This is a genomic window from Bacillus sp. CDB3 (assembly GCF_002081505.1).
In the GTDB taxonomy this organism is placed as follows: Bacteria; Bacillota; Bacilli; order Bacillales; family Bacillaceae_G; genus Bacillus_A; species Bacillus_A cereus_AT.
The window spans coordinates 20473-43346 of the sequence record NZ_ALBR01000093.1 but is presented as its reverse complement, the minus strand read 5'-3'; the positions used below and the strand labels follow the sequence as shown (position 1 = coordinate 43346).

Below are 22874 nucleotides of genomic sequence, written 5' to 3'. Positions count from 1 at the left end.
TCTGCTAGTTGTGAGCAGTAAGACTCCCACCTCAAAATCTGGCTGAAGTAAAGAAGTTAGATGAAAATAGGGGTGCTCGTAAAAGTACGATTGGTGTGGGCTAATAATCAGTGGGGAATGGACAAAAACCTTACTGATTAAAGTTTCATTTTATCTTTGCGAGAAATAAATAAAGCTTAAGAATAAGGAATCTACATAGAGTTCAATGAAAACAGTTGCAAACTATTCATATTTTGTTATGATAGTGTTACGAAAACGTTTGCATAAATTTCCGATGGGATGCAAAAGGAGAGAATGATTATGAATAAGACATGGTGGAAAGAAGCTGTCGCTTATCAAATTTATCCACGTAGCTTTATGGATTCAAATGGTGATGGTATTGGAGATTTACAAGGTATTATTGCAAAGCTGGATTATTTAAAAGATTTAGGTATAGATGTAATTTGGATTTGTCCAATGTATAAGTCGCCTAATGATGATAATGGCTATGACATTAGTGATTATCAAGATATCATGGATGAGTTTGGTACGATGGAAGACTTTGATGCTTTACTAGATGAAGTTCATAAGCGTGATATGAAGCTTATTATTGATTTAGTTATTAATCATACGAGTGATGAACATCCATGGTTTATTGAGTCTCGTTCATCTAAAGACAATCCGAAGCGTGATTGGTATATTTGGCATGATGGTAAAGATGGTGCGGAACCAAACAACTGGGAAAGTATTTTTAATGGTTCAGCATGGGAATATGATGAAGTAACAGGGCAATATTATTTACATTTATTCTCGCGTAAACAACCGGATTTAAACTGGGAGAATAAAGAAGTCCGCGAAGTGTTATACGATACAGTTAATTGGTGGCTTGATAAAGGAATTGATGGTTTCCGAGTGGATGCAATTAGTCATATTAAAAAAGAAGATGGTTTCAAAGATATGCCAAATCCAAAAGAACTAAAGTATGTACCATCTTTTGATAAACATATGAATGTGGATGGTATTCAACCTTTATTAGAAGAGTTAAAAGAAAATACGTTTTCTAAGTACGATATTATGACTGTTGGTGAAGCTAATGGCGTTAAGATTGAAGATGCTGAGCTTTGGGTTGGAGAAGAACAAGGTAAATTCAATATGGTATTCCAGTTTGAACATTTAAGCTTATGGGATGCAGAAAAGAAGAAAGACCTTGATGTTGTAGGATTGAAAAAAGTATTAACGAAATGGCAAAAAGGATTAGAAAATAAAGGCTGGAACGCTTTATACATCGAGAATCACGATAAGCCACGTATCGTTTCAACGTGGGGAGATGATAAACAATATTGGCGTGAAAGTGCAACAGCTCTAGGGGCAATGTATTTCTTTATGCACGGCACACCGTTTATTTATCAAGGACAAGAAATTGGTATGACAAATGTTCAGTTACCAAATATTGAAGATTACGATGATGTAGCAATTAAAAATTTATATCGAGAGAAAATTGCAGAAGGTGTATCACATCAAGATATGATGGAAATTATATGGGCTTCTTGCCGTGATAATTCACGTACACCTATGCAGTGGAACGATGAGATGAATGCTGGTTTCACAACAAGTACACCTTGGTTTGGCATGAATCCAAATTACAAAGAAATTAATGTTGAAAAGCAAAAAAATGACGAAAAGTCTATTTTCAATTTCTATAAGAAAATGATTGCCTTGAAAAAAGAGCACGATGTATTGAATTATGGGACGTACGATTTACTTTTAGAGGACGATCCACAAATTTATGCGTATACACGTACGTTACAGGATGAAAAAGTCATTGTAATTAGTAATATCTCAAAAGAGGAAGCTGTGTATAACGAGCCTTTATTTGCACTAGAACGCAAACGTTTGCTTTTAAATAACTATGAAGTTGCGGAAAATGAACAAGTAACTTCAATCACGTTAAAACCTTATGAAACAAGGGTTTATCGCATTTTATAATAAAAAAGGATGCTCTTTGAGCATCTTTTTTTATGAAAAAAAATAAATTTCTATTGCAATGTGAAAACGCTTTTATTAAAATAGATTTATGAAAACGGTTGCGCAATAAAAAAATAGGGATATAAGGAATCGTTTTCATAAGAGAAACAGAAATTATAATTTAAATCATTATGTTGTTATAAATAAAGGGGAGGAAGAACAGATGAAAATTACGTCTTTTGATTTTTGGCAAAAGTTCGGGAAGGCATTATTAGTTGTTGTAGCTGTAATGCCAGCAGCGGGCTTAATGATTTCCATCGGGAAGTTAATTGGGATGTCTGCTGGGGATATTAACGCAGTTCATACAATTGCTCGCGTAATGGAAGACATCGGTTGGGCAATTATTACAAATCTACACATTTTATTCGCAGTAGCAATTGGGGGATCTTGGGCGAAGGATCGCGCAGGTGGTGCATTTGCAGCACTATTAGCATTCGTCTTAACCAATAGAATTACAGGAGCTATATTTGGCGTAAACGCTCAAATGTTAGCGGATTCAAAAGCGACAGTTTCTTCAGTATTAGCAGGAGATTTAGTTGTAAAAGATTACTTTACTTCTGTACTTGGTGCACCAGCATTAAACATGGGAGTTTTCGTAGGGATTATCACAGGTTTCTTAGGGGCTACTTTATATAACAAGTATTATAACTATAATAAACTGCCACAGGCATTAGCATTCTTTAATGGAAAACGATTCGTACCGTTCGTTGTAATTGTTTGGTCTACAGTCACTGCGATTGTATTATCACTTTTATGGCCATTTATCCAAAGTGGATTAAATGAATTTGGTCGTTGGATTGCAGCATCTAAAGATAGTGCGCCAGTTGTTGCGCCATTTGTATATGGAACATTAGAACGTTTATTATTACCATTTGGATTACATCATATGTTAACGATTCCGATGAACTACACAGAGCTAGGCGGAACATACACGATGTTAACTGGCTCAAAAGTTGGACAAATCGTAGCAGGACAAGATCCATTGTGGCTTGCATGGATTACAGACTTAAATAACTTATTAGCAAGTGGAGATACGAAAGCATATAACGATTTATTAAATAATGTTGTACCAGCTCGCTTCAAAGCGGGACAAGTTATTGGTTCATCAGCAGCTTTAATGGGTATCGCATTCGCGATGTTCCGTAACGTAGATAAAGATAAGCGTGCAAAATATAAACCAATGTTCTTATCAGCAGCATTAGCAGTATTCTTAACAGGTGTTACAGAACCAATTGAATTCATGTTCATGTTTATTGCACCAGTATTATATGTTGTATATGCAATTACAACAGGACTTGCATTCGCATTAGCAGATTTAATTCATTTACGTGTTCATGCATTTGGATTTATTGAGTTAATTACTCGTACACCAATGATGGTTAACGCAGGTTTAACAAGAGATTTAATCAATTTCGTTATCGTTTCATTAGTGTTCTTCGGTCTTAATTTTACATTATTCAACTTCTTAATTAAAAAGTTCAATTTACCAACACCAGGTCGTGCGGGTAACTATATTGATAATGAAGATGAGTCATCAGAAGGAACAGGAAACGTACAAGATGGTTCATTAGCAACAAAAGTTATCGATTTATTAGGTGGAAAAGAAAATATTGCTGACGTAGATGCTTGTATGACACGCTTACGTGTGACAGTAAAAGATTTAGATGTTGTTGCACCAGAAGCACAATGGAAACAAAATGGTGCTTTAGGACTTATCGTAAAAGATAAAGGTGTACAAGCAGTATATGGCCCGAAAGCTGACGTATTAAAGTCAGACATTCAAGATATGTTAGGTGCGTAATAATATGAAATTGCTAACTTTAAATTGTCACTCTTGGCAAGAAGAGAATCAAATTGAAAAAATAAAGTATCTTGCTAAAGTAATTCAAGAAGAAGATTATGATGTAATCGCATTGCAAGAAGTAAGTCAGTCTATACAAGCTGAAAATGTATGCGGTAACAAGAAAAAAGATAATTTTGGGCTTTTACTGCTAGAAGAGTTAAGAGCATTAAATGTAAAAGAATACAATATTATTTGGGATTTCTCTCATATTGGATATGATGTGTACGAGGAAGGATTAGCAATTATAACAAAGCACAACATTGTAAAGGAAGATACGTTCTTTGTCTCAGAAAATAAGGATACAACGTATTGGAAAACACGCAAAATTGTAAGTGCAACAATTGCTTATAATGATAAGAATATAACGTTTTATTCTTGCCATCTTGGCTGGTGGAATGATGAAGAAGAATCATTCAAAGATCAAGTTAATCGTTTAATGGAGCGTGTAAATAGCAATGGACTTTCCTTCTTAATGGGTGATTTTAATAACAATGCTCGTTTGCAAGGAGAGGGTTATGAGTACATTATGCAAAAAGGCTTATACGACACATATGAACTAGCAATGGAGAAGGATGAAGGAACAACTGTCCAAGGTGAGATTGCTGGTTGGGATGAAAATAAACAAAACTTAAGAATCGACTTAATATTAAGTAATCAAAGTAAAACGGTTAGTTCTTCAAAAGTTATTTTTAATGGTACAAATCGAAATGTAATTTCAGATCATTTCGGTGTAGAGGTACAATTAGATATATAATAGAAGAAATCCTCACAGATAATGAAAAGCTGTGAGGATTTTTTTGATGAATACAAGTATTTCCAAGAGAAAATACTTGTATTTTTTATGACATTTCCTATATATTTGTTATTATTGAATGTAAAACTAATTTGGTCATTTTGTATGCATACTTTTTCTACTTCGTTATATAATGAAGTAGGTGAAATATTTAATGGAAAAAATAGTGCGTTTTCGGTTAATCCACGATGTAGAAAGTGATATAATTGCAAAATGTATGTATCATTTTCTAAAGAAGGAAAAATATATAATTAGGTGATAACTTTTATGAAACAAATTTGGCGTATTTATAAGACAGATTTACGGAATGTAGCCAAACATTGGGCTGCAATTGTTATTGTTTTAGGGTTAATGATTTTACCATCGTTATATGCATGGTTTAACATTAAAGCTTCTTGGGATCCTTACGGAAATACGAAAGGAATCCAGATTGCAGTTTCTAACCAAGATGTTGGATCAAATTTAAGAGGGAAAGATATTAACATCGGGGAAGAAATTGTAGATTCACTTAAGAAGGATAAAAATTTCGGGTGGAAGTTTGTTGATGAAAAGCAAGCAATTTATGGAGTAGAGCGTGGAGATTATTCCGCAAGTATTACTATTCCAAAAGATTTTTCTGAAAAGATTGCAACAGTCTTGAATGAAAATCCACAGAAACCAGAAATTGATTATTATGTAAATGAAAAGGTGAATGCCATTGCACCGAAGATTACAGCTAAAGGTGCATCGGGTCTTACAGAAGAGGTTAGTAAAAACTTTGTTAAAACAGCAAACGGTGAGATTTTTAAAATTTTCAATGATCTTGGAATCGATTTAGAAACAAACTTACCAAGTATCGAAAAGGTAAAAGATCTTGTATTTAAGTTAGAAGCGCAGTTCCCAGAAATGAATACACTTATGGATAAGGCATTAGATGATGCAACTCGAGCAGAAGATGTTGTAAAAGTAGCGCAAAAAGAGTTGCCAGTTGTAGAAAGTGTTATGAATGATGGGCAAGAAGCGTTAGGGAATTTAGATAAATTCTTTGCGAGAAATGATGAAACACTGAATCGTGCTCCGGAAACTATTAAAAATAATTTAACGGTAATGAAGCAGGGATTGGATGCTGCAGCGAAAATTACGGATTACTTAAAAAATCCGGCATTTGATTTTAATCTGACACTGCCAGATCCAGCACAATTACCAGAGTTACCTGTTGTAAATATCCCACAAATACCGGAAATTCCAGCATTACCGCAAGTGAATGGTGAGGGATATAAAAATATTGCTAATAACATTAATCAAACTGTAAACAATGTTTTTAATTCTACTCGTGTTGGGACGGCATATGTAAAAAGTGTGATGGATGGGCTTCAAAATAAAGGTGTAGATCCAGCTGTAGCACAGAAAAATGTACAGGATGCTTCGAAGCTTCTCCAAGAGCGTATCGATAGTGTTTCATATTTAATTGATTTCTTTACAGCTTTTAAGGAAAAAGCTTCAACGGATTTCGGTAAACAGTTCTTTGGAAACAGAGTGGAAAGTTTAACAGTGCTTAAAAATTCTATGGTAGATGCTAACAATAGAGTTAAGCATGTAGGGGATTTAATTAGTTCCGGGCAAGAAGTTAAACAAGATGTGCGAGATGCTGTAAATCAAAAATTAGATGCAGTAAATAATTTAGTAAATCAAGCTGAAAAGGATTATAATGCAACATTTGTAGCTGATTTTGAAAAAGCAGTAAGCACAGCTGAACAATTGAAAACCAAGGCTGAAAATGTAAAAGAAGATGCTCAGCAACTAAGAGGAAATTTAAATCAAGATATAAACAAAGCTAATGAGGTATTAAACAACGGTAGAGAAAAATATGATAAGGCTGTAAATGATTACGGCAGGATAAAAACAGAGCTCGAAAAAGCAAGAGAAGACCTAAGTAATAAAGGTGTTAATGGATTAGATTCTACAAAAGTAGCCTTAAATGATTTAAATGGGCAGTTTAAAGCAAGTTGGAATTTAGTTAATGACATGATTCCAGTTCTGGAAAGTACAAATAAAGTTTTAGCTGATGTGAATAGTGATAAAAACCTTAATGGTACAATTGCTAAGTTAAATAAAGCAAAAGATGGTTTGCAAAAAGGAATGGATTTAACTGATAAAGGAATTGACGCTATTAATAAAGGTCAAAAACCAGCAGCAGATGTTATTGAAAGTATTAATGAAGTATCTAAAAATGTTTCAGCACAATTAGGCGATATTTTGGCTAAATATGATTCTGAAATTACTCCAAATTTCAATGCGGCTATTGCTCGTACAAAAGAGATGTCTAAAAATACATCTCAAATTTTAAAAGAGGCAGACAAAAAGCTTCCAGATGTTAAAAAATTACTAGAAGATTCATCAAAAGGCTTAGTAGACGGTAAAAAGAAATTAGCAGATATTAAAGCTGAAATGCCGGAGACTGAGAAAAAGATTAAAGACTTAGCAAATAAAATTCGTGATTTTGAATCAGAAGAGGATATAAAAGACATCATACGCTTATTGAAAAATGATGTTGAAAAGCAAAGTGATTACTTCGCGAATCCAGTAAATTTGAAAGAGAATAAGTTATTTGCGATGCCGAACTACGGTTCAGCAATGTCACCATTCTACACAGTGCTTGCGTTATGGGTAGGCGCACTATTAATGGTTTCGTTATTAACGGTAGAAGTGCATGAAGAGGGCGCTAATTATAAGAGCCATGAAATATACTTTGGACGTTTATTAACATTCTTAACGATAGGTCTTTCGCAGGCATTTATCGTATCAATGGGGGATATATTCTTACTCGGTACGTACGTAGTCGATAAATTCTGGTTTGTGTTATTTAGTTTATTTATTGGCGGAGTATTTGTTTGTATCGTGTACTCACTTGTTTCTATTTTCGGAAACGTTGGGAAATCGATGGCAATCATTTTACTGGTGCTTCAAGTAGCAGGATCGGGTGGTACGTTCCCAATTCAAATGACACCACCATTCTTCCAAGCGATTTATCCGTTCTTACCATTCACATATGCAATTAGTGCAATTCGTGAAACAGTAGGTGGAATGCTTTGGGATATAGTAATAAGAGATTTACTTGTGTTAAGTGTTTTCGTAGTAGTTATGATTATTGCGGCGTTATTACTGAAAACACCAATTAATAAATCAAGTGAAAAATTCGTTGAGAACGCAAAAGGAAGTAAAATTATTCATTAAAAATAAAAGGTTCCTACCGCTAGTGGTAGGAACCTTTTTGTTTAATCAAATTTTAATTTCTTTAATGCTTCTGCGAATGGATTGTTTAATGGTTCTTCCTCTTTGTTCTGTTGTTTCATATATTTTTGGACGTCACGTTTATCAGCTTTGTTTCCAGATTCCTTTTTACGTCTCTCTTGGAATGTAGAAAGCTTCTCGCGATAGCCACATTTACATGCGAAAATTTGGCCCGCTCCTTCGCCACGGAGTTCTAGTTTCTTTTTACACTGAGGACATCGTGCGTTTGTAGTGCGGGATACATTTTTACGATGACCACATTCACGGTCTTGGCAAACGAGCATTTTACCTTTTTTGCCGTTTACTTCTAACATCGGTTTACCACAGTCTGGACAAGACTTCGTTGAAATATTATCATGTTTATATTTTTTATCACTCGATTTAATTTCAGCAACAATTTCTTTCGTATAGTTCTTCATTTCTGAAATGAATACTTCTTTCTTTAATTTTCCTTTAGCGATAGCTTCTAACTTTTGCTCCCATTCACCAGTTAGTGTAGGAGATTTCAGTTCTTCTGGCACTAAATCAAGTAACTGACGGCCTTTTGAAGTAATATGAATATCTTTACCACGTTTTTCAAGTAAGAACGAATTGAATAACTTGTCGATAATATCAGCACGCGTTGCTACAGTACCTAATCCACCAGTTGACTTTAACGTGTCAGCAAGTTGTTTGTTTTGCGTATCCATGTATTTTGTTGGATTTTCCATCGCTGAAAGTAATGTTGCTTCATTAAAGCGTGCAGGTGCTTTTGTTTGACCTGATGTTTGGACAATTAGTTTTATGTTTAATGTATCGCCTTTTTCGATGCGAGGTAAGATTTGTTCTTTTACATCATCGATTGCATCATCATCTTCAAAGCGATTTTCATAAACTTCTTTCCAGCCAGCATGTAAAATCGTTTTTCCTCGTGCGATGAACGTTTCATCACCAATTTTCGTGCGCAATGTTAGTTGTTCATATTTAAAGGCTGGGAATAAAACAGCTAAGAAACGTTTTACAACTAAGTCATAAATTTTACGTTCTTTATCTGTGAAAGCTGAGAAATTTACATAGCTCTCTGTTGGAATAATCGCGTGATGATCACTTACTTTACTATCATCAACAAATGATTTATTAGATTTTACAGGTTTCTGCAATACTTTATGTGCTAAAGGACGGTATTCTCCAACTCCGCAAGCTTTCAGACGCTCTGGAAGTGTTCCGACAATATCAGATGAAATATAGCGTGAATCTGTACGAGGGTACGTTAAAACTTTATGCTGTTCATATAATTTTTGCATAATGTTTAATGTTTCTTTCGCAGAGTAACCAAATATTTTATTCGCATCACGTTGTAGCTCAGTTAAATCGTAAAGACCAGGAGCGAACGATTTCTTTTGTTTTTTATCAATGTCTACAACAGTAGCATTTTGCTTACTGATTTTGTTCACAAGTGCATCGATTTTTTCTTTATTGAAGCTGCGACTATTTCCTTTTGTATCTTGCCAAGTTAGTTTTAATCTCTCAGCTGTTTGAGCTTCGATACCATAGTAAGTTTGAGCTTTGAAATGTTTGATTTCATCTTCACGGCTTGCAATCATGGCTACAGTAGGTGTTTGGACACGACCACAATTTAGTTGAGCATTAAAGCGAGTAGTTAATGCTCGAGTCGCATTAAGGCCGATATACCAGTCAGCCTCTGAACGTGCGACAGCAGAAGCGTATAGATTATCATATGCTTTTCCTGGTTTTAAATTTGCGAAGCCATCTTTAATTGCTTTATCGGTAACAGATGAAATCCATAGACGTTTAATTGGTTTCTGCATTTTAACTTTATCGATAATCCAGCGTGCGACCAACTCTCCCTCACGACCGGCTTATCTCCATAATGATGTACAATAATAATATACTCAATATTCAAGAACATAAAAGGTGCTTCATTATTAATTTCATAAGGGTATAGGGGAGGATAAACTTTAAAATTCATTGCACATAATTAAAAAAGGGGGAGAGTTAGTGGGGGAATTAATCTCAGTAAAAAGTGTAAATGAAAATTTTAAATTTATAACACAACCAGTTTGGATTGATTATGTAATTGAAGAAAGCCAAACAGTTAAAGAGAAAAAACATATTTCATTAATTGCTCTTAAAAACATCAAAAAGGACACATATGTAATTCATCACCTTAGCAATTTTATTATTGAAAAATGGGGTTATAAGTCATTTAATACTCAGAAAAAGCATGCTACAAATATAGTGAAGTTTTTAAACTACTTAATAAAATATTATCCAAGTTTGAAAATCAAAAATTTAGCAGAATTGACTATCTCACATGGCTCTGCATACTTAAATTGGTTGGGTACCAATAAGGTTTCTCAAGATACTGTTAAAGACGCTGAAAGGACCTTAGTGAACTTCTATACTTGGGGAATAAATAAATTACTATTTTCAAAATTTAGTTTAACTGATTTTAAACAAGAAAAAAACGAATACAATACGTTATATTATAAATCTCCTTTTACAGTGGTTTATCCACAAAAGAAAATCAAAGAAATTGAACACATTTTACCTTTTGAATATATACCATTATTCTTAGAGATTGCCTCTACACATACTCCCAGAATCGCTTTAGGAATATATCTACAAATATTCGGAGGGCTACGAGTTTCAGAAGTAGTTAATTTAAAACGTACACAAATATCAAAATCTCTAGCAAATAAAGAAATTATATTAAAAATAGAAAATCAAAATTTCAGAACAGATTTAAAAGAGCATGCCTCAGTAAAAAAGACACGATCCCAGGTAGCATTAGATGTGAATGGTTGGGGAACTACGTTGATTCGACAGCATTTAAAGCTATACTCTTCTAAACAAACTAATGCTTTGTTTTTAAACACCAATGAGCAGCCGATGTCAGGTAGAAGTTATAGACAGTACTTCGACAAATGCAAAATTAAATTAATATCCACCTTAGAAACCTCAAATGAAATTGAACACCGCTTAGTAGCTCAGCATTTAAAAAGTATTAAATGGTCTACGCATATAGGACGGGGAACATTTACAAACCTCATTGCAAATGAAGCACAAAACCCTTATGAAATTGCACATTTACGAGGTGATTCTAGTTTAGAATCTGCCCTTTCTTATATGGTCTCAACACCACGAATGCATAAAAAAATTGAAGGAAAATTAGATAATATGCATGAGGAATACATTCCTAATCTTATTGAAAGGAAGTTGAAGGGTTATGGCTCAATTGAATAAAGATTATTATTCAATTAAAGAAGCTTCGGAGATTCTTGGTAGGAGTATGGCTTCTATTCAAAATAGCATTTATTCAAAACAATCCAGGCATGAAGTGAATGTGGAAAAAATAAATGGGCAAGTTTTTATATCCAAGGAAGAGCTGATAAAATACAAACAGTTTCTCCAAGAACGTGATAATTTTGTTGAGATTGACTGTGAATATGCGATAAAAAAAATATCTAACGAAACAGAACAAAATACTTTGTTTATGGATACTCGAACGCTTTTTATAACATATTCACAAGTTTATTTTAATAAATGTACAGGCTCTACAGTTTATAAACAAGCTACTATTGGTCAATTTATTAATTTTCATAACAAACTCCAAAGGAACTTATCTAGGGAAATCTTCAAAGTTGATATAGAGGAATTAAATCAATTGTTTTTAAAAGAAGGTTTGCTTACTTCGAAGGAAAAATTACTATTTACTCGGTTTCTATCATACGTATTTGATCAAAAAAATATGCCTTTAAAGAATAAATTGTTAGCTGTTCAAAAGTCTAAACGTAAAGAACAGGAAATTTATTCGGCTTCAACTTTTAATCAAATATATAAGCATGTACAAAATATAGAACTTCATATCGAAAAAAGCCTTAATAGCAGATCGTATGCAAATATGTGGGTATATGTTACTTTACTATGCTGTGATTTTATACGAGGAAGTGATTTGGTTCTCAACACACCTAGCTTAAATTTAAAAGAACTTGATATTCGGGAAGCAGATTTTCACAGTAATAACTTTAAATTGAATGAGTATCAAGTTCAAATAGTAATTAAGACTTTGTATCTTTCCTTTAGAAATAAGCGTGCATCTAAAACAGGTGAGCTACTTACTTTCTTAGTGCCCTCGAACCTAGAGATGCCACTAGCTTACGCGTTAGTTTTATCCGAGCGATTAAGAGAAAATAAAACATGTCAGTTAGAAACCTTTATTGAGGGGAAGTATCGCAAAATTAAAACTCAAGGTGGTATGACTCAATTAAAATTTTTTAACGATTATAAAAAATTTGAGGGATTTAGATTTAGTAGTTTAATAATGAATCGCTCTTTAGCAACATATTTATATGGATCTGTAACTGAAGGGGATGCTTTTGATTCTGAGTTAGCACTGACTTTAGCTCAAAATGCAAGATCACATAAAAATGAAGATACCACAAAAACTTATATACAGCTTATGAATAAAGATGGCTCTATTGGAAGAGTTGCCATAAATATTTTTCGAAGAGGAAATTTTGGATGGCTATATGATCAATTATTAAGATTTACGTATACTGATAACTATAAAACCCTAAATCTAGAAGATAGAACCACTATTATTGAAGAAATAAAAGAACACATCTCTCTTAAAGAAACTGAATCAATCGCTGCTTATGTTTCTAATTATTTAACCCCTGCCAGTATAGAGGAGACTGATAATGATTCGGTTGTGAAAGTAATGAATGCAATCTATGAAAAGAGGTTAAAAGTTATACATCAAGTTATGCGCTTAAATAAACAGCAATTACATGACTTATTTTCGGAATTATCAACCCATTCTATGCCGTCTAAAATTGAACATGCACAGTGTTTAGTATTCCCAAATTGTGCTTATCCAGCTTTAATGAATTGTATGTATTGTGAATATGTTCTTCCGCAAAATTTGATTCTAATTCAATTAAATCAGGAACTTCTAAGACTTTTAACTTCAATACAGGAAAGTGACAATGAAAATCTTTTAAAAAGGAAAAGTCGCTTTCTACTGCAATGTTTATTGGTACTGAGTGAAGCTAATAACACTTTCGGCAAAAGTTATGTAAAAGCTTATGTAGATGTGAATCAAGTCAATGATTTGTTAAAACAATATGCTTACAAAATCTATTTACCAGGAGCTAACTATGGAGATTAGAAAAATTTTAAATGAATCACATTTTTATAAAATAGAGTCCATTCAACAAATTTCTAAAGATGACTTGTTATTAAAAGATTATAAACAGATATTTGATGGTTTAGTTGAAAATACGGTTATAAAAAATAAATCTTTTGAAGACAACCTGTGGTTTGTTTATGATCCTTTATCACAATTAAATTTGCAAATGAAATTTGATTTAATTAGCTATCCACAAATCAATGAACATCTAAAATATTTTATTTTACTTAGAATTATATCTGGAAAAACACCCAAAACTACTTATGATGAGTTATCTACATTACGAAAAGTTATACTTGGATCTCAAGGTTTCGAAAGTTTAGTTCAATTAAAGGGCATATTAGCTGAAAGTATTGAAAAATATAAATATCTTGGTTATCACATGGTTAGTGTTACGTCTAATTTTATTGATTTTTATAGAGCTGATAATTATCAAGAAATTCTTAATATATGCTCTAGTATGCCTAAACATTCAAAAGCTTCCAGAGATTTACCTGATTTTCAAGATGTACTTGAGTTAGATGACGTTATCAACCATTATTTTAAAAATAATTCTGTAGAAGAAATTATAAGTTACATACCAATCTTAGTTTGGTGGTTACTCACTAATACATTGCCTATGCGTCCAAGTGAACTTCTGAAACTTAAAAAAATTGTCTATCTTATGATGAAAGTAAAAATGAGCCCTATACAATTTCGGTTCCACGAATAAAAAATAAGTCTGCTACCATTGATTTTTCTATAAAATATGATTCAGTTGTGATTGATCAAAAAACATATCAACTGTTAATAGAAGTAAGGGACAAGGTAAATATGTATTTTCCTTACTCAGAATATTTTTTTCCATCAGAAATGTTTAGCTTAAATTATAAAGTTAGAAGGAAAAAGCAGAATCCAATAATGAACTTACGAAATTTTAATGATTTAAAAGATAGATTCTATAAAATAATCGTAGAAGAGAAATATGGACGATACAATTTAGAACGCGTGAAAGCGGGAGATACTCGACACTTTGCTATCATCAATATGTGCTTGCAAGGTTTTAGTATGCATAATATTGCTACACTAGCTGGACATAGTGAACTAAAAATTACGCAAGGTTACTTTAGTCATGTTAAGCATTTTGCACAATCGTATGTCTATAGGCTAGCTCAACTAAAGCTTGAAACAGAGATTGGTTATAGAATGGACAATTCTATCATAGGGTGGAAAAAATATATTGTTCATAAATCTAACGTTGAGAAAGAGAAGATAACCGAAAAACACATAGGTAGAGTTCAATATGGTTTATGTTCAGAACTAAAAGAGAATTTTCCGGATACTTGTATTGAGTTCTGTGAGTTTTGTCCAAAATATATTTTTTCGCCTAGTATAAATGAAAAAGACGAAGCTATTAAATGGCTGTCTAATCATTCTGTAGATTTAAAACAACGAATTGAAGAGTCTATTTCTCTTTTAGAAAGCTTATTTGGATTACCACAAAGATACGGTCATGACTTAAATATAACTGAAAGAAAGTCAGCGGCCAAAAAGTTACAATACTATATAGAACTGAAATCGAAAATAGATGCTAATATTGCGGGTGATAAGAATGGTAAAAACTAAAAGAGGTAAACCACAACAATGGTCTGATGAGAATTTAAAGAACATTGCTCTAGAGGTTAAATATAAGCAGCCTAATCGAAAATTAACGTCGTTATTATTAGAAAAAGAAACTGGAATTGGAAGGAATACATGGAGTAGGCGAATGAAGGAATTTATAAATCATTTAAATTCTCCTGTTCATATTCCGAAACTGGATGAAAGTGGTATTATAACGATTCCTAGCGTTGAAGAACTGTTTTTAAAATATGGTGCTAACACAACAGAATTAAAAAATGAGATTGCGAAGTTATTAAACATTATTAGTGACCTTTACACAGATACTAAAAAATTAGTAACACTTGAAGAAGCTACACAAAAAATGAAGTCAGAAATAGAGCAATTAAAAGAACAACTATCTAAAGTGACAGTTCAAAAGACTCACTATGAGACACTTTATAATCAAATTGTTGCTGAAAGTTATTTTCCTCATCTATACGGACAATCAGATAAGTTAAAACAAGCTAATGTGAAGGCGGAAGTTATTACTTTACCAAATCAAACTTCACAAGTTTTAGAATTAAATAACCCTAATAAGGTTTTCAAAAATGAATCAGCAATTTCAAATACTATTGATGTAAATGATAAAAAAATAGAAAAGCTTAATGAATTATTTAATTTAGATTGGTAAGGTAGCTAAATTAAGTCTATAGATAATATTAGAGGACGCCAGTTGATGATATAAAACTAAAAAATGAGGCATAGCTTTGCATAAAATATAGGTTTATGCTTCCTAGCAATTTTAAACTATTAAAAACATGTATTTACACTAGAGATGAGAGCCTTCTCTTTGTTTCTTTAATAGTTTATTGAAATATTTATTTTGCTAAGAGATTAAGGTTTTAAGAGAGGGAATAAAGACTATAATTGCGATACTATGGTCTTCTTTAATTAAGAGATAATCCTATTATTTTTTATGGGATTTACGTGATATAATTTTATAGAATCATAACTAATCATTTTTTAATGTCCTCATTTTGCTAATAATATAAATCGATAGGTGTTTATTATGAGAAAAAACTTTAAATATAAAAAGATAAATGTGAACATACTTAATAAGTTAGGTACTCTGTTTGAAGAAAAAGGTTGGGAAATTGATGAAGAACACAATGAATCAAGTTTATTTAATCGCTTTTGCGAATTGTTAAATTGTTTAAGTTTGGAACAACAAGAATTTATAATTGATTTAACATATAAATATCAAAAGGTTAGTTTTGATGAATACACTAAATTAATAAATCAAACATTGAATCAAATTGTAGCCAAAATAAAAGACTTTAAAGAATTGAATACTGTATATGTGATGCCTTTGGTACCTGAGGAAGACAGAAATAAAATAAAGAGCTCAACGTTAGTAGCATATTTATTCCAGTCTCCCCAGATAAAATACAATCAAGATGTTTCGAAAATAGATTTTAAAGTAAGGAATGAATTGACAGCCAAGGAACTTAACAAAATAAATGAATCTCCCAAAGTTAAATTACTTTTAGTTGATGATTTTATTGGTACGGGTGAAACAGCTTTATCTGCATATGAATTTTATCAAAGCTTAGGTATAAAGAGTCAGGAAATTATTATTGTATCACTGGTTTCCTTATTTAGTGGCTATGATTTAATTAGAAAAGAAGGAATCAATATTTTTTCAGGGAAAGTATTAAAAAGGGCGTTATCAGATTATTATCATGAGAATGAATTAGCAACAAAAATGACTATTATGAAATCCATTGAAGAAATTGTGGCACCTCATGATGATTATAAATTCGGTTATAAAGGTTCAGAAGCTTTGATTACATTAGTAAGAACACCGAATAATACGTTTCCTGTTTATTGGTTAGACAAAAAAGGAAATAGGGCCCCTTTTCCGCGAGGAGGAAATTAGTTGAAATACAATGATAAAGGATTAATCCTTGTAATTTTGCAGTTGATAAAAAACAACGGGAATATTCAGGAAATTATCAATGCAGAGGTAAGCTTTTCAATGGTTTATGGCTATATAAGTCATATCAAAAGGAATGGTTTAGTTACAGATATATATGGGGATCTCAAGTTAACGGATTTAGGTGAAACAAAAATAAATGAATTAAATAAGGAATTAAAACGTAAGCATTCCGAAGAATGGATTAGTCCTCAATATGAATATATGATTGAAAAATGGGATAAATTTAAGGTATACTTACCGTAGTATAACAATTTCAGGTCTTTTACATCAATACCTACTAGACTTATGGTTTTTTTAAAAAAAAAACCAGGTATGGTGAGTCACCATGCTAAGAAGAACTTAATTTCAAGCCCTGTGTAATACATTTAACGCGTCGGGAGACGCTATATAAATGTATTACACAACCTTAGGCTTGCGCCACGGTGTACAATGAACATTTTGACGAAAAGAGTATCAAAATGTTCATTGTGGAGGATAGAGACGTGATAGTGGTAAGTGTATGGATGTAAGAGCCTGTAATTTAATTGGAGAGGGATATAAATATGATTTGGGAAAAATATAAGCGGAATTTTACAGAATCTGCTCTTAAAGCAGGTTATGACAGCATGTATATTGAGGAGAATCTCAAGAAAGCACATTCGCTTCATTTACAGGGAATTCCAATTATATATGATCAAATGCACCTCTCGTATCTTGTAGGTTATGATATTGAATATCTATTGAAAGTATCTAACTCTCAAAAAGGGTTTTATAGGTATTTTAAAATCCCTAAAAAAAATGGTGGTTTTAGGAATATTGCAGAGCCATTACCCAATTTAAAATCTATACAAAAATGGATATTGGAAGAAATGTTATATTCTTGCAAGACGAGTGAATTTGCTAAAGCTTATAAAAAGAATGTCTCTTTAAAAGACAATGCAAGGTTTCATAGAGGACAAAAAATGGTATTAACTATAGATATTAAAGATTTCTTTGGATCTATTAGACATATAGATGTTTATAATTTCTTTAGTTCCTTGGGATATTCCCAAGATGTTGCGACATTGTTAACCAATTTATGTACTTTAAAAGGGTCATTGCCTCAGGGGGCTATTACTAGTCCTGCTTTGTCCAACTTATTAATGAAGGATATTGATAAGCGTATATCAGCTTTTTTAAAAAAGAAAAAAATTCGTTATACAAGATATGCAGATGATTTAACTTTTTCTGGAGATTTTCAAGTAGGAGAGATTATCAAATTTGTAACTACTGTATTGAGGTCTAAAGGATTTAGTATTAATGATAAAAAAACAAGAGTCCGTTTTCCACATCAACGTCAAGAGGTAACAGGTATTATTGTTAATCAAAAAATACAAGCACCTTGTGAAATGAGAAAAGAGTTAAGAAAAAATATTTATTTTATCAAAAAATATGGATTAAATTCTCACTTAGAATTTATAAAAAAAGATAAATATCAATATCTAAAGCATCTTTTAGGAATTGCTAATCATATATACTTTATTAATCCTACTGATAGTAGGGTATATGAATATTTAAATTATTTGAAAGAATTATGGCAGGTTGAAAAAATTACATCTGAAGATTAAGTATTACTTTCTCGGGTCTTTGCTTGAGGAAGTTTTTTTATTTTAAAGTTAATTATTAAAATGTTTTTGACATTAAAAATAAAATTGTGCTGTCCATTAAAAATTCATGTCGAATCATTATTTTTTATTAATGATTCGACATGAATTTCAATTGAACCTTAATGATAGTCTTTTATAATAAGTTCTCTATATTGGAAGGGGATTATCCACTTTTAATCATATACAGGGTTTAAGTTTAATTAATTAGTTGAACCGGAAAAATACAAATAAAAGGAACTAAATAATGTTGCTCTTTTTATTTGTAGGATAGGGGTTATATTTATTTAATCAATTACTTATTATTCAAGATACTAAGACATTTACCTAGAACATCTTCATTTGTCAGATCGCCTCTTTATCCCCATTCATTATCGGGTAAGTATAAGTTCTTCCATTTCTTTAATTAATTCATGTGGAGCAATATTTAATACCTTACATATGACGAATATGGTAGATATGCTTGGTTGTCTTTGAGCACGTTCAAGTAGTCCGATATAAGTTCTGTCTAAATTACATTGAAGGGCTAATTGTTCTTGTGAAAAATTAGCCTTTTTTCTATGTTTTCTTAACACTTTACCGAAAGCTTTTGGGATTTCCATGACATCACCTCTTAGTTAATTAACTAAGAAAAATGGCATTTTAATCGACCGACTATAGTCATCAAAAGGCGGTAGTGATACAATAATAAACTATCTAAGTGATAAAATTTTTACTAGAAAGGGTTATTAGGTAATGACAAATAAAAAATATGATGAAAGCCTTAAAAAAGAAATTGTAAAGCAACATGTTGAAGGGAAATCTGTTACGGATTTAAGCATTGAATATAAAATATCTCCTACCTCTATTTATAAATGGATTAAGTTTTATTCAAAACAGCAAGTGATAGTTACTCCAAAGCAGTTTAATGAGGTTTATAGAGAGAATAAGAAATTAAGACAAGAAGTAGAGATCCTTAAACAAGCTATGTCAATTATGAGTGCCAAATAGAAGGTGGTTCTTACTGTTCTTCTTGAAAACTGTGGTATATTAAACGGTATATAGTTAGTAAAGGAGTTTGAATAAAAAATGGTAAAGAGTGTAGTAATTGCTGAGAAACCATCAGTTGCACGTGATATAGCAAAAGTATTAAAGTGTACCAAAAAAGGAAATGGATTTTTAGAAGGTGACAAATACATAGTAACTTGGGCTCTTGGGCATTTAGTGACACTGGCAGACCCTGAGGTTTATGACAATAAATATAAAACATGGAACCTTGAAGATCTTCCAATGCTTCCAGAACGTATGAAATTAGTTGTTATAAAACAAACGGGAAAACAGTTTAATGCTGTGAAACATCAACTCACTCGAAGTGATGTTAATGAGGTGGTTGTGGCTACAGATGCTGGAAGAGAAGGAGAGTTAGTTGCACGCTGGATAATTGAAAAAGCAAAGGTGAATAAACCAATTAAGCGTTTATGGATTTCATCTGTTACTGATAAAGCCATTAAAGATGGTTTTGCAAATTTAAAACCAGGCAAGGCATATGACAATTTATACGCTTCGGCGGTTGCACGTTCAGAAGCTGACTGGTATATCGGTCTTAATGCTACTCGCGCTTTAACAACTCGCTTTAATGCCCAGTTAAATTGCGGTCGTGTACAAACCCCTACTGTTGCTATGATCGCTAGTCGTGAAGATGAAATAAAGAATTTCAAAGCACAAACTTACTACGGCATCGAAGCACAAACAATGAATAAGTTAAAACTTACGTGGCAAGATGCAAACGGTAATAGCCGTAGCTTTAATAAAGAAAAAATTGATAGCATCGTAAAGAACCTAGATAAACAAAATGCTACTGTTGTGGAAATTGATAAGAAACAGAAGAAGTCATTCTCTCCTGGTCTTTACGATTTAACTGAATTGCAACGTGATGCAAATAAAAAGTTCGGTTACTCTGCTAAAGAAACATTAAACATTATGCAGAAGTTATATGAACAACATAAAGTGCTAACGTATCCTCGTACAGATTCACGTTACATTTCATCTGATATCGTTGGAACACTTCCAGAACGTCTAAAAGCATGTGGTGTTGGAGAGTACCGTCCCTTCGCACATAAAGTATTACAAAAGCCTATCAAGGCTAATAAATCATTTGTGGATGATAGTAAAGTAAGTGATCATCACGCAATTATTCCGACAGAAGGATACGTTAACTTCTCCGCTTTCACAGATAAAGAACGTAAAATTTATGATTTAGTTGTAAAACGTTTCTTAGCTGTTTTATTCCCGGCATTCGAGTACGAACAACTAACGTTACGCACAAAAGTCGGCAATGAAACGTTCATTGCACGCGGAAAAACAATTTTACATGCCGGTTGGAAGGAAGTATATGAAAATCGCTTTGAAGATGATGATGTAACTGATGACGTAAAAGAGCAACTTTTACCTCGCATTGAAAAAGGCGATACATTAACTGTAAAGTTAATTATGCAAACATCAGGTCAAACGAAAGCACCTGCACGTTTTAACGAGGCGACTTTACTTTCAGCAATGGAAAACCCTACAAAATATATGGATACGCAAAATAAACAACTCGCTGATACGTTAAAATCAACTGGTGGATTAGGTACTGTAGCAACACGAGCTGATATTATCGACAAGCTATTCAATTCATTCTTAATTGAAAAACGTGGTAAAGATATTCACATTACTTCAAAAGGCCGCCAATTACTTGATTTAGTGCCAGAAGAGCTAAAATCACCTACACTAACTGGTGAGTGGGAACAAAAGCTAGAAGCAATTGCAAAAGGTAAACTGAAAAAAGAAGTATTCATTTCTGAAATGAAGAACTATACGAAAGAAATCGTTTCTGAAATTAAATCGAGCGATAAAAAATATAAACATGACAACATTTCAACGAAGTCTTGTCCAGATTGCGGTAAACCAATGTTAGAGGTAAACGGTAAAAAAGGAAAGATGCTTGTTTGCCAAGACCGTGAATGTGGTCATCGTAAAAATGTATCTCGTACAACAAACGCTCGTTGTCCTCAGTGTAAGAAAAAATTAGAATTACGTGGTGAAGGTGCAGGACAAATCTTTGCGTGTAAATGTGGTTATCGTGAAAAATTATCAACATTCCAAGAGCGACGTAAAAAAGAATCTGGAAACAAAGCTGATAAACGCGACGTTCAAAAATATATGAAACAACAGAAAAAAGAGGAAGAACCGTTAAATAATCCGTTCGCAGAAGCATTAAAAAACTTGAAGTTTAAGTAAGATTTATTTAGAAAAAATGATACAGCATAGGTAGCTGTATCATTTTTTTGAGAAATTTATTTTAGATATGTATCTGAGAACTTTCTCTACTAATAATTTTTATAAATAGGAATAAATCCAGTTTATGAAGTAATGTATTCTAGTTTTTTTAAATTTATCGATGGTGCAGTATAAGAATAGTTAATGTATATGTTAAATAGATTTATAGCTTTAAAAAGTGCGCTATATCTTTTAAGTTTAAGTATTAATTGGTATAAAGTAGTTTGTATACAAAAAAGTAAACAAGACTAGTAGGTGCTATAATTTTAAACCCGTACGGATTATCATCTAGTATTTGAACCTCTTCAATCTGTATAAAAGGTAATACATAATTATTTTGTTTAGCGAAAATTTCAGCGCTAGTTTTAATACCATTTAAACCTAACAATTTTAAATTTCTTTTTATATTATTTGTATGGGTATCTTTAAAGGCTAATTTAGTTGAAATTTTACCTGCCATTAAATTAGTATCAAATAAGGTTACATCGAAATCCTTTTTTAATTTTTCACTTAATTTATCCATTATTTATTTCTCCTTTTATATATAGTTGGCTGTTTATTATTTATTAGAAGAGCTTGTTTTATTTAATGCACTTAGAATTTCATTGAAATTCCCTATTTTATTAACACCCAAAATATAAGCGGTTTTTGATTCAAGATATTCTTTGAAGAATTCCGTATCAAATTTTTTTTTAATTTGACTTTCCTGGATATCTAACTTGTCCTCTACATAGTCAAATCCTTCATGCTCTAACATAAAGACATCTTGATTCGATGTAACGTATTTTAAAATTGCAGTAAGGGCATTTTCTAAATGGTTATTGTACATTGAATTTGTACAGTTATGTTTTACCATTGTAACGCAATCAAAAAATCTTAAAAAATTTATTATTAAGGTGTCGCCAATTTCCTTATAAGCTGGAAAAAGATCATATACTTTTTGGTGATGGTACTTCTCTCTAACTTCATTTTGAATTAATTTAAATTCTTCCACTTCGCTTCTAAAATATAATCCTTTTTCAACTTCTAATAATTTTCCTTGTTTTTTCATATTAGAAAGCCTTTGCTTACTGATATCTAAGTATTCAATTGTATTTTTAGAGTTTATTAAGTAGTAGTTTATAATTTCGTTGATAAACTCCTTTTCCGTTAATTTACATTCTTTGGCGGCTTTTCTAACTACATTAATTAAATTCATTATAGTACCTCCTTCGAAAATCTATTTACTATATACACAGGTTACTTAAGTTCTATTTACAAAGTCAATAGGT

Annotated in this window: 17 protein-coding genes and 1 pseudogene; 14 read left to right on the top strand and 4 right to left on the bottom strand. The window is 32.1% G+C overall.

The window, feature by feature from the left end; translation table 11 throughout:
• Positions 1-300 precede the first annotated feature (300 nt).
• The 4 genes from CDB3_RS22790 (at position 301) to CDB3_RS22775 (ending at position 7853) form a co-directional block, all read left to right on the top strand.
• Positions 301-1965 carry a glycoside hydrolase family 13 protein gene (locus CDB3_RS22790; protein ID WP_128856052.1) on the top strand — a complete coding sequence of 555 codons (1665 nt, stop codon included), beginning with the start codon at positions 301-303 and terminating at the stop codon, positions 1963-1965.
• A gap of 202 nt (positions 1966-2167) precedes the next feature.
• Entirely contained in the window at positions 2168-3805 is a 1638-nt protein-coding gene (locus CDB3_RS22785; protein ID WP_097828949.1) for a PTS transporter subunit IIBC, read from the top strand.
• Between the two features lie 4 nt (positions 3806-3809).
• Positions 3810-4601 (top strand): endonuclease/exonuclease/phosphatase family protein, encoded by a 792-nt coding sequence (locus CDB3_RS22780; RefSeq protein WP_128856051.1) that lies wholly within the window; start codon positions 3810-3812, stop codon positions 4599-4601.
• A gap of 306 nt (positions 4602-4907) precedes the next feature.
• Positions 4908-7853 (top strand): YhgE/Pip domain-containing protein, encoded by a 2946-nt coding sequence (locus CDB3_RS22775; protein WP_128856050.1) that lies wholly within the window; start codon positions 4908-4910, stop codon positions 7851-7853.
• Positions 7854-7894: 41 nt separating this feature from the next.
• Here CDB3_RS22775 and CDB3_RS22770 read toward each other — a convergent pair.
• A pseudogene (locus CDB3_RS22770) lies at positions 7895-9769 on the bottom strand (DNA topoisomerase III); the annotation flags it as partial.
• A 139-nt stretch (positions 9770-9908) separates the two neighbouring features.
• On the opposite strand from CDB3_RS22770, the gene CDB3_RS22765 reads away from it, so the two are divergent.
• From CDB3_RS22765 to CDB3_RS22735, 8 genes are all read left to right on the top strand, one after another.
• Positions 9909-11156 carry a tyrosine-type recombinase/integrase gene (locus CDB3_RS22765; RefSeq protein ID WP_128856049.1) on the top strand — a complete coding sequence of 416 codons (1248 nt, stop codon included), beginning with the start codon at positions 9909-9911 and terminating at the stop codon, positions 11154-11156.
• Positions 11140-13083, top strand: a complete 1944-nt coding sequence (locus CDB3_RS22760; RefSeq protein WP_128856048.1) for a helix-turn-helix domain-containing protein — start codon at positions 11140-11142, stop codon at positions 13081-13083. The genes CDB3_RS22765 and CDB3_RS22760 overlap by 17 nt, the downstream gene beginning before the upstream one ends.
• The gene (locus CDB3_RS32565; RefSeq protein ID WP_256869927.1) at positions 13073-13816 is read left to right on the top strand and encodes a hypothetical protein; all 744 of its coding nucleotides are present in this window, start codon (positions 13073-13075) and stop codon (positions 13814-13816) included. Before CDB3_RS22760 ends, CDB3_RS32565 begins: the two co-directional genes overlap by 11 nt.
• Before the next feature lie 47 nt (positions 13817-13863).
• Positions 13864-14709, top strand: a complete 846-nt coding sequence (locus CDB3_RS32560) for a site-specific integrase (RefSeq protein WP_256869926.1) — start codon at positions 13864-13866, stop codon at positions 14707-14709.
• Positions 14696-15376, top strand: coding sequence for a hypothetical protein (locus CDB3_RS22750; RefSeq protein WP_256869925.1), 681 nt, complete (start codon positions 14696-14698; stop codon positions 15374-15376). The genes CDB3_RS32560 and CDB3_RS22750 overlap by 14 nt, the downstream gene beginning before the upstream one ends.
• A 378-nt stretch (positions 15377-15754) precedes the next feature.
• Positions 15755-16624, top strand: a complete 870-nt coding sequence (locus CDB3_RS22745; RefSeq protein ID WP_128856047.1) for a phosphoribosyltransferase — start codon at positions 15755-15757, stop codon at positions 16622-16624.
• Positions 16625-16927, top strand: coding sequence for a hypothetical protein (locus CDB3_RS22740; RefSeq protein ID WP_128856046.1), 303 nt, complete (start codon positions 16625-16627; stop codon positions 16925-16927).
• A gap of 299 nt (positions 16928-17226) precedes the next feature.
• Positions 17227-18270 carry a retron St85 family RNA-directed DNA polymerase gene (locus CDB3_RS22735; RefSeq protein ID WP_128856045.1) on the top strand — a complete coding sequence of 348 codons (1044 nt, stop codon included), beginning with the start codon at positions 17227-17229 and terminating at the stop codon, positions 18268-18270.
• A gap of 407 nt (positions 18271-18677) precedes the next feature.
• Here CDB3_RS22735 and CDB3_RS22730 read toward each other — a convergent pair whose 3' ends face one another.
• On the bottom strand, positions 18678-18908 hold the full coding sequence (locus CDB3_RS22730) for a helix-turn-helix domain-containing protein (RefSeq protein WP_128856044.1): 231 nt from the start codon (positions 18906-18908) through the stop codon (positions 18678-18680).
• A 133-nt stretch (positions 18909-19041) separates the two neighbouring features.
• Between CDB3_RS22730 and CDB3_RS22725 the strand changes: the two genes are divergently transcribed.
• Together CDB3_RS22725 and topB are read left to right on the top strand one after the other, a co-directional pair.
• On the top strand, positions 19042-19296 hold the full coding sequence (locus CDB3_RS22725) for a transposase (RefSeq protein WP_128856043.1): 255 nt from the start codon (positions 19042-19044) through the stop codon (positions 19294-19296).
• Positions 19297-19374: 78 nt separating this feature from the next.
• Positions 19375-21564, top strand: a complete 2190-nt coding sequence (topB, locus tag CDB3_RS22720; RefSeq protein WP_128856042.1) for a DNA topoisomerase III — start codon at positions 19375-19377, stop codon at positions 21562-21564.
• Between the two features lie 244 nt (positions 21565-21808).
• Here topB and CDB3_RS22715 read toward each other — a convergent pair whose 3' ends face one another.
• Both CDB3_RS22715 and CDB3_RS22710 read right to left on the bottom strand, forming a co-directional pair.
• Positions 21809-22126, bottom strand: a complete 318-nt coding sequence (locus CDB3_RS22715) for a hypothetical protein (RefSeq protein WP_128856041.1) — start codon at positions 22124-22126, stop codon at positions 21809-21811.
• A gap of 36 nt (positions 22127-22162) precedes the next feature.
• On the bottom strand, positions 22163-22801 hold the full coding sequence (locus CDB3_RS22710; protein WP_128856040.1) for a hypothetical protein: 639 nt from the start codon (positions 22799-22801) through the stop codon (positions 22163-22165).
• Between the last annotated feature and the right edge of the window lie 73 nt (positions 22802-22874).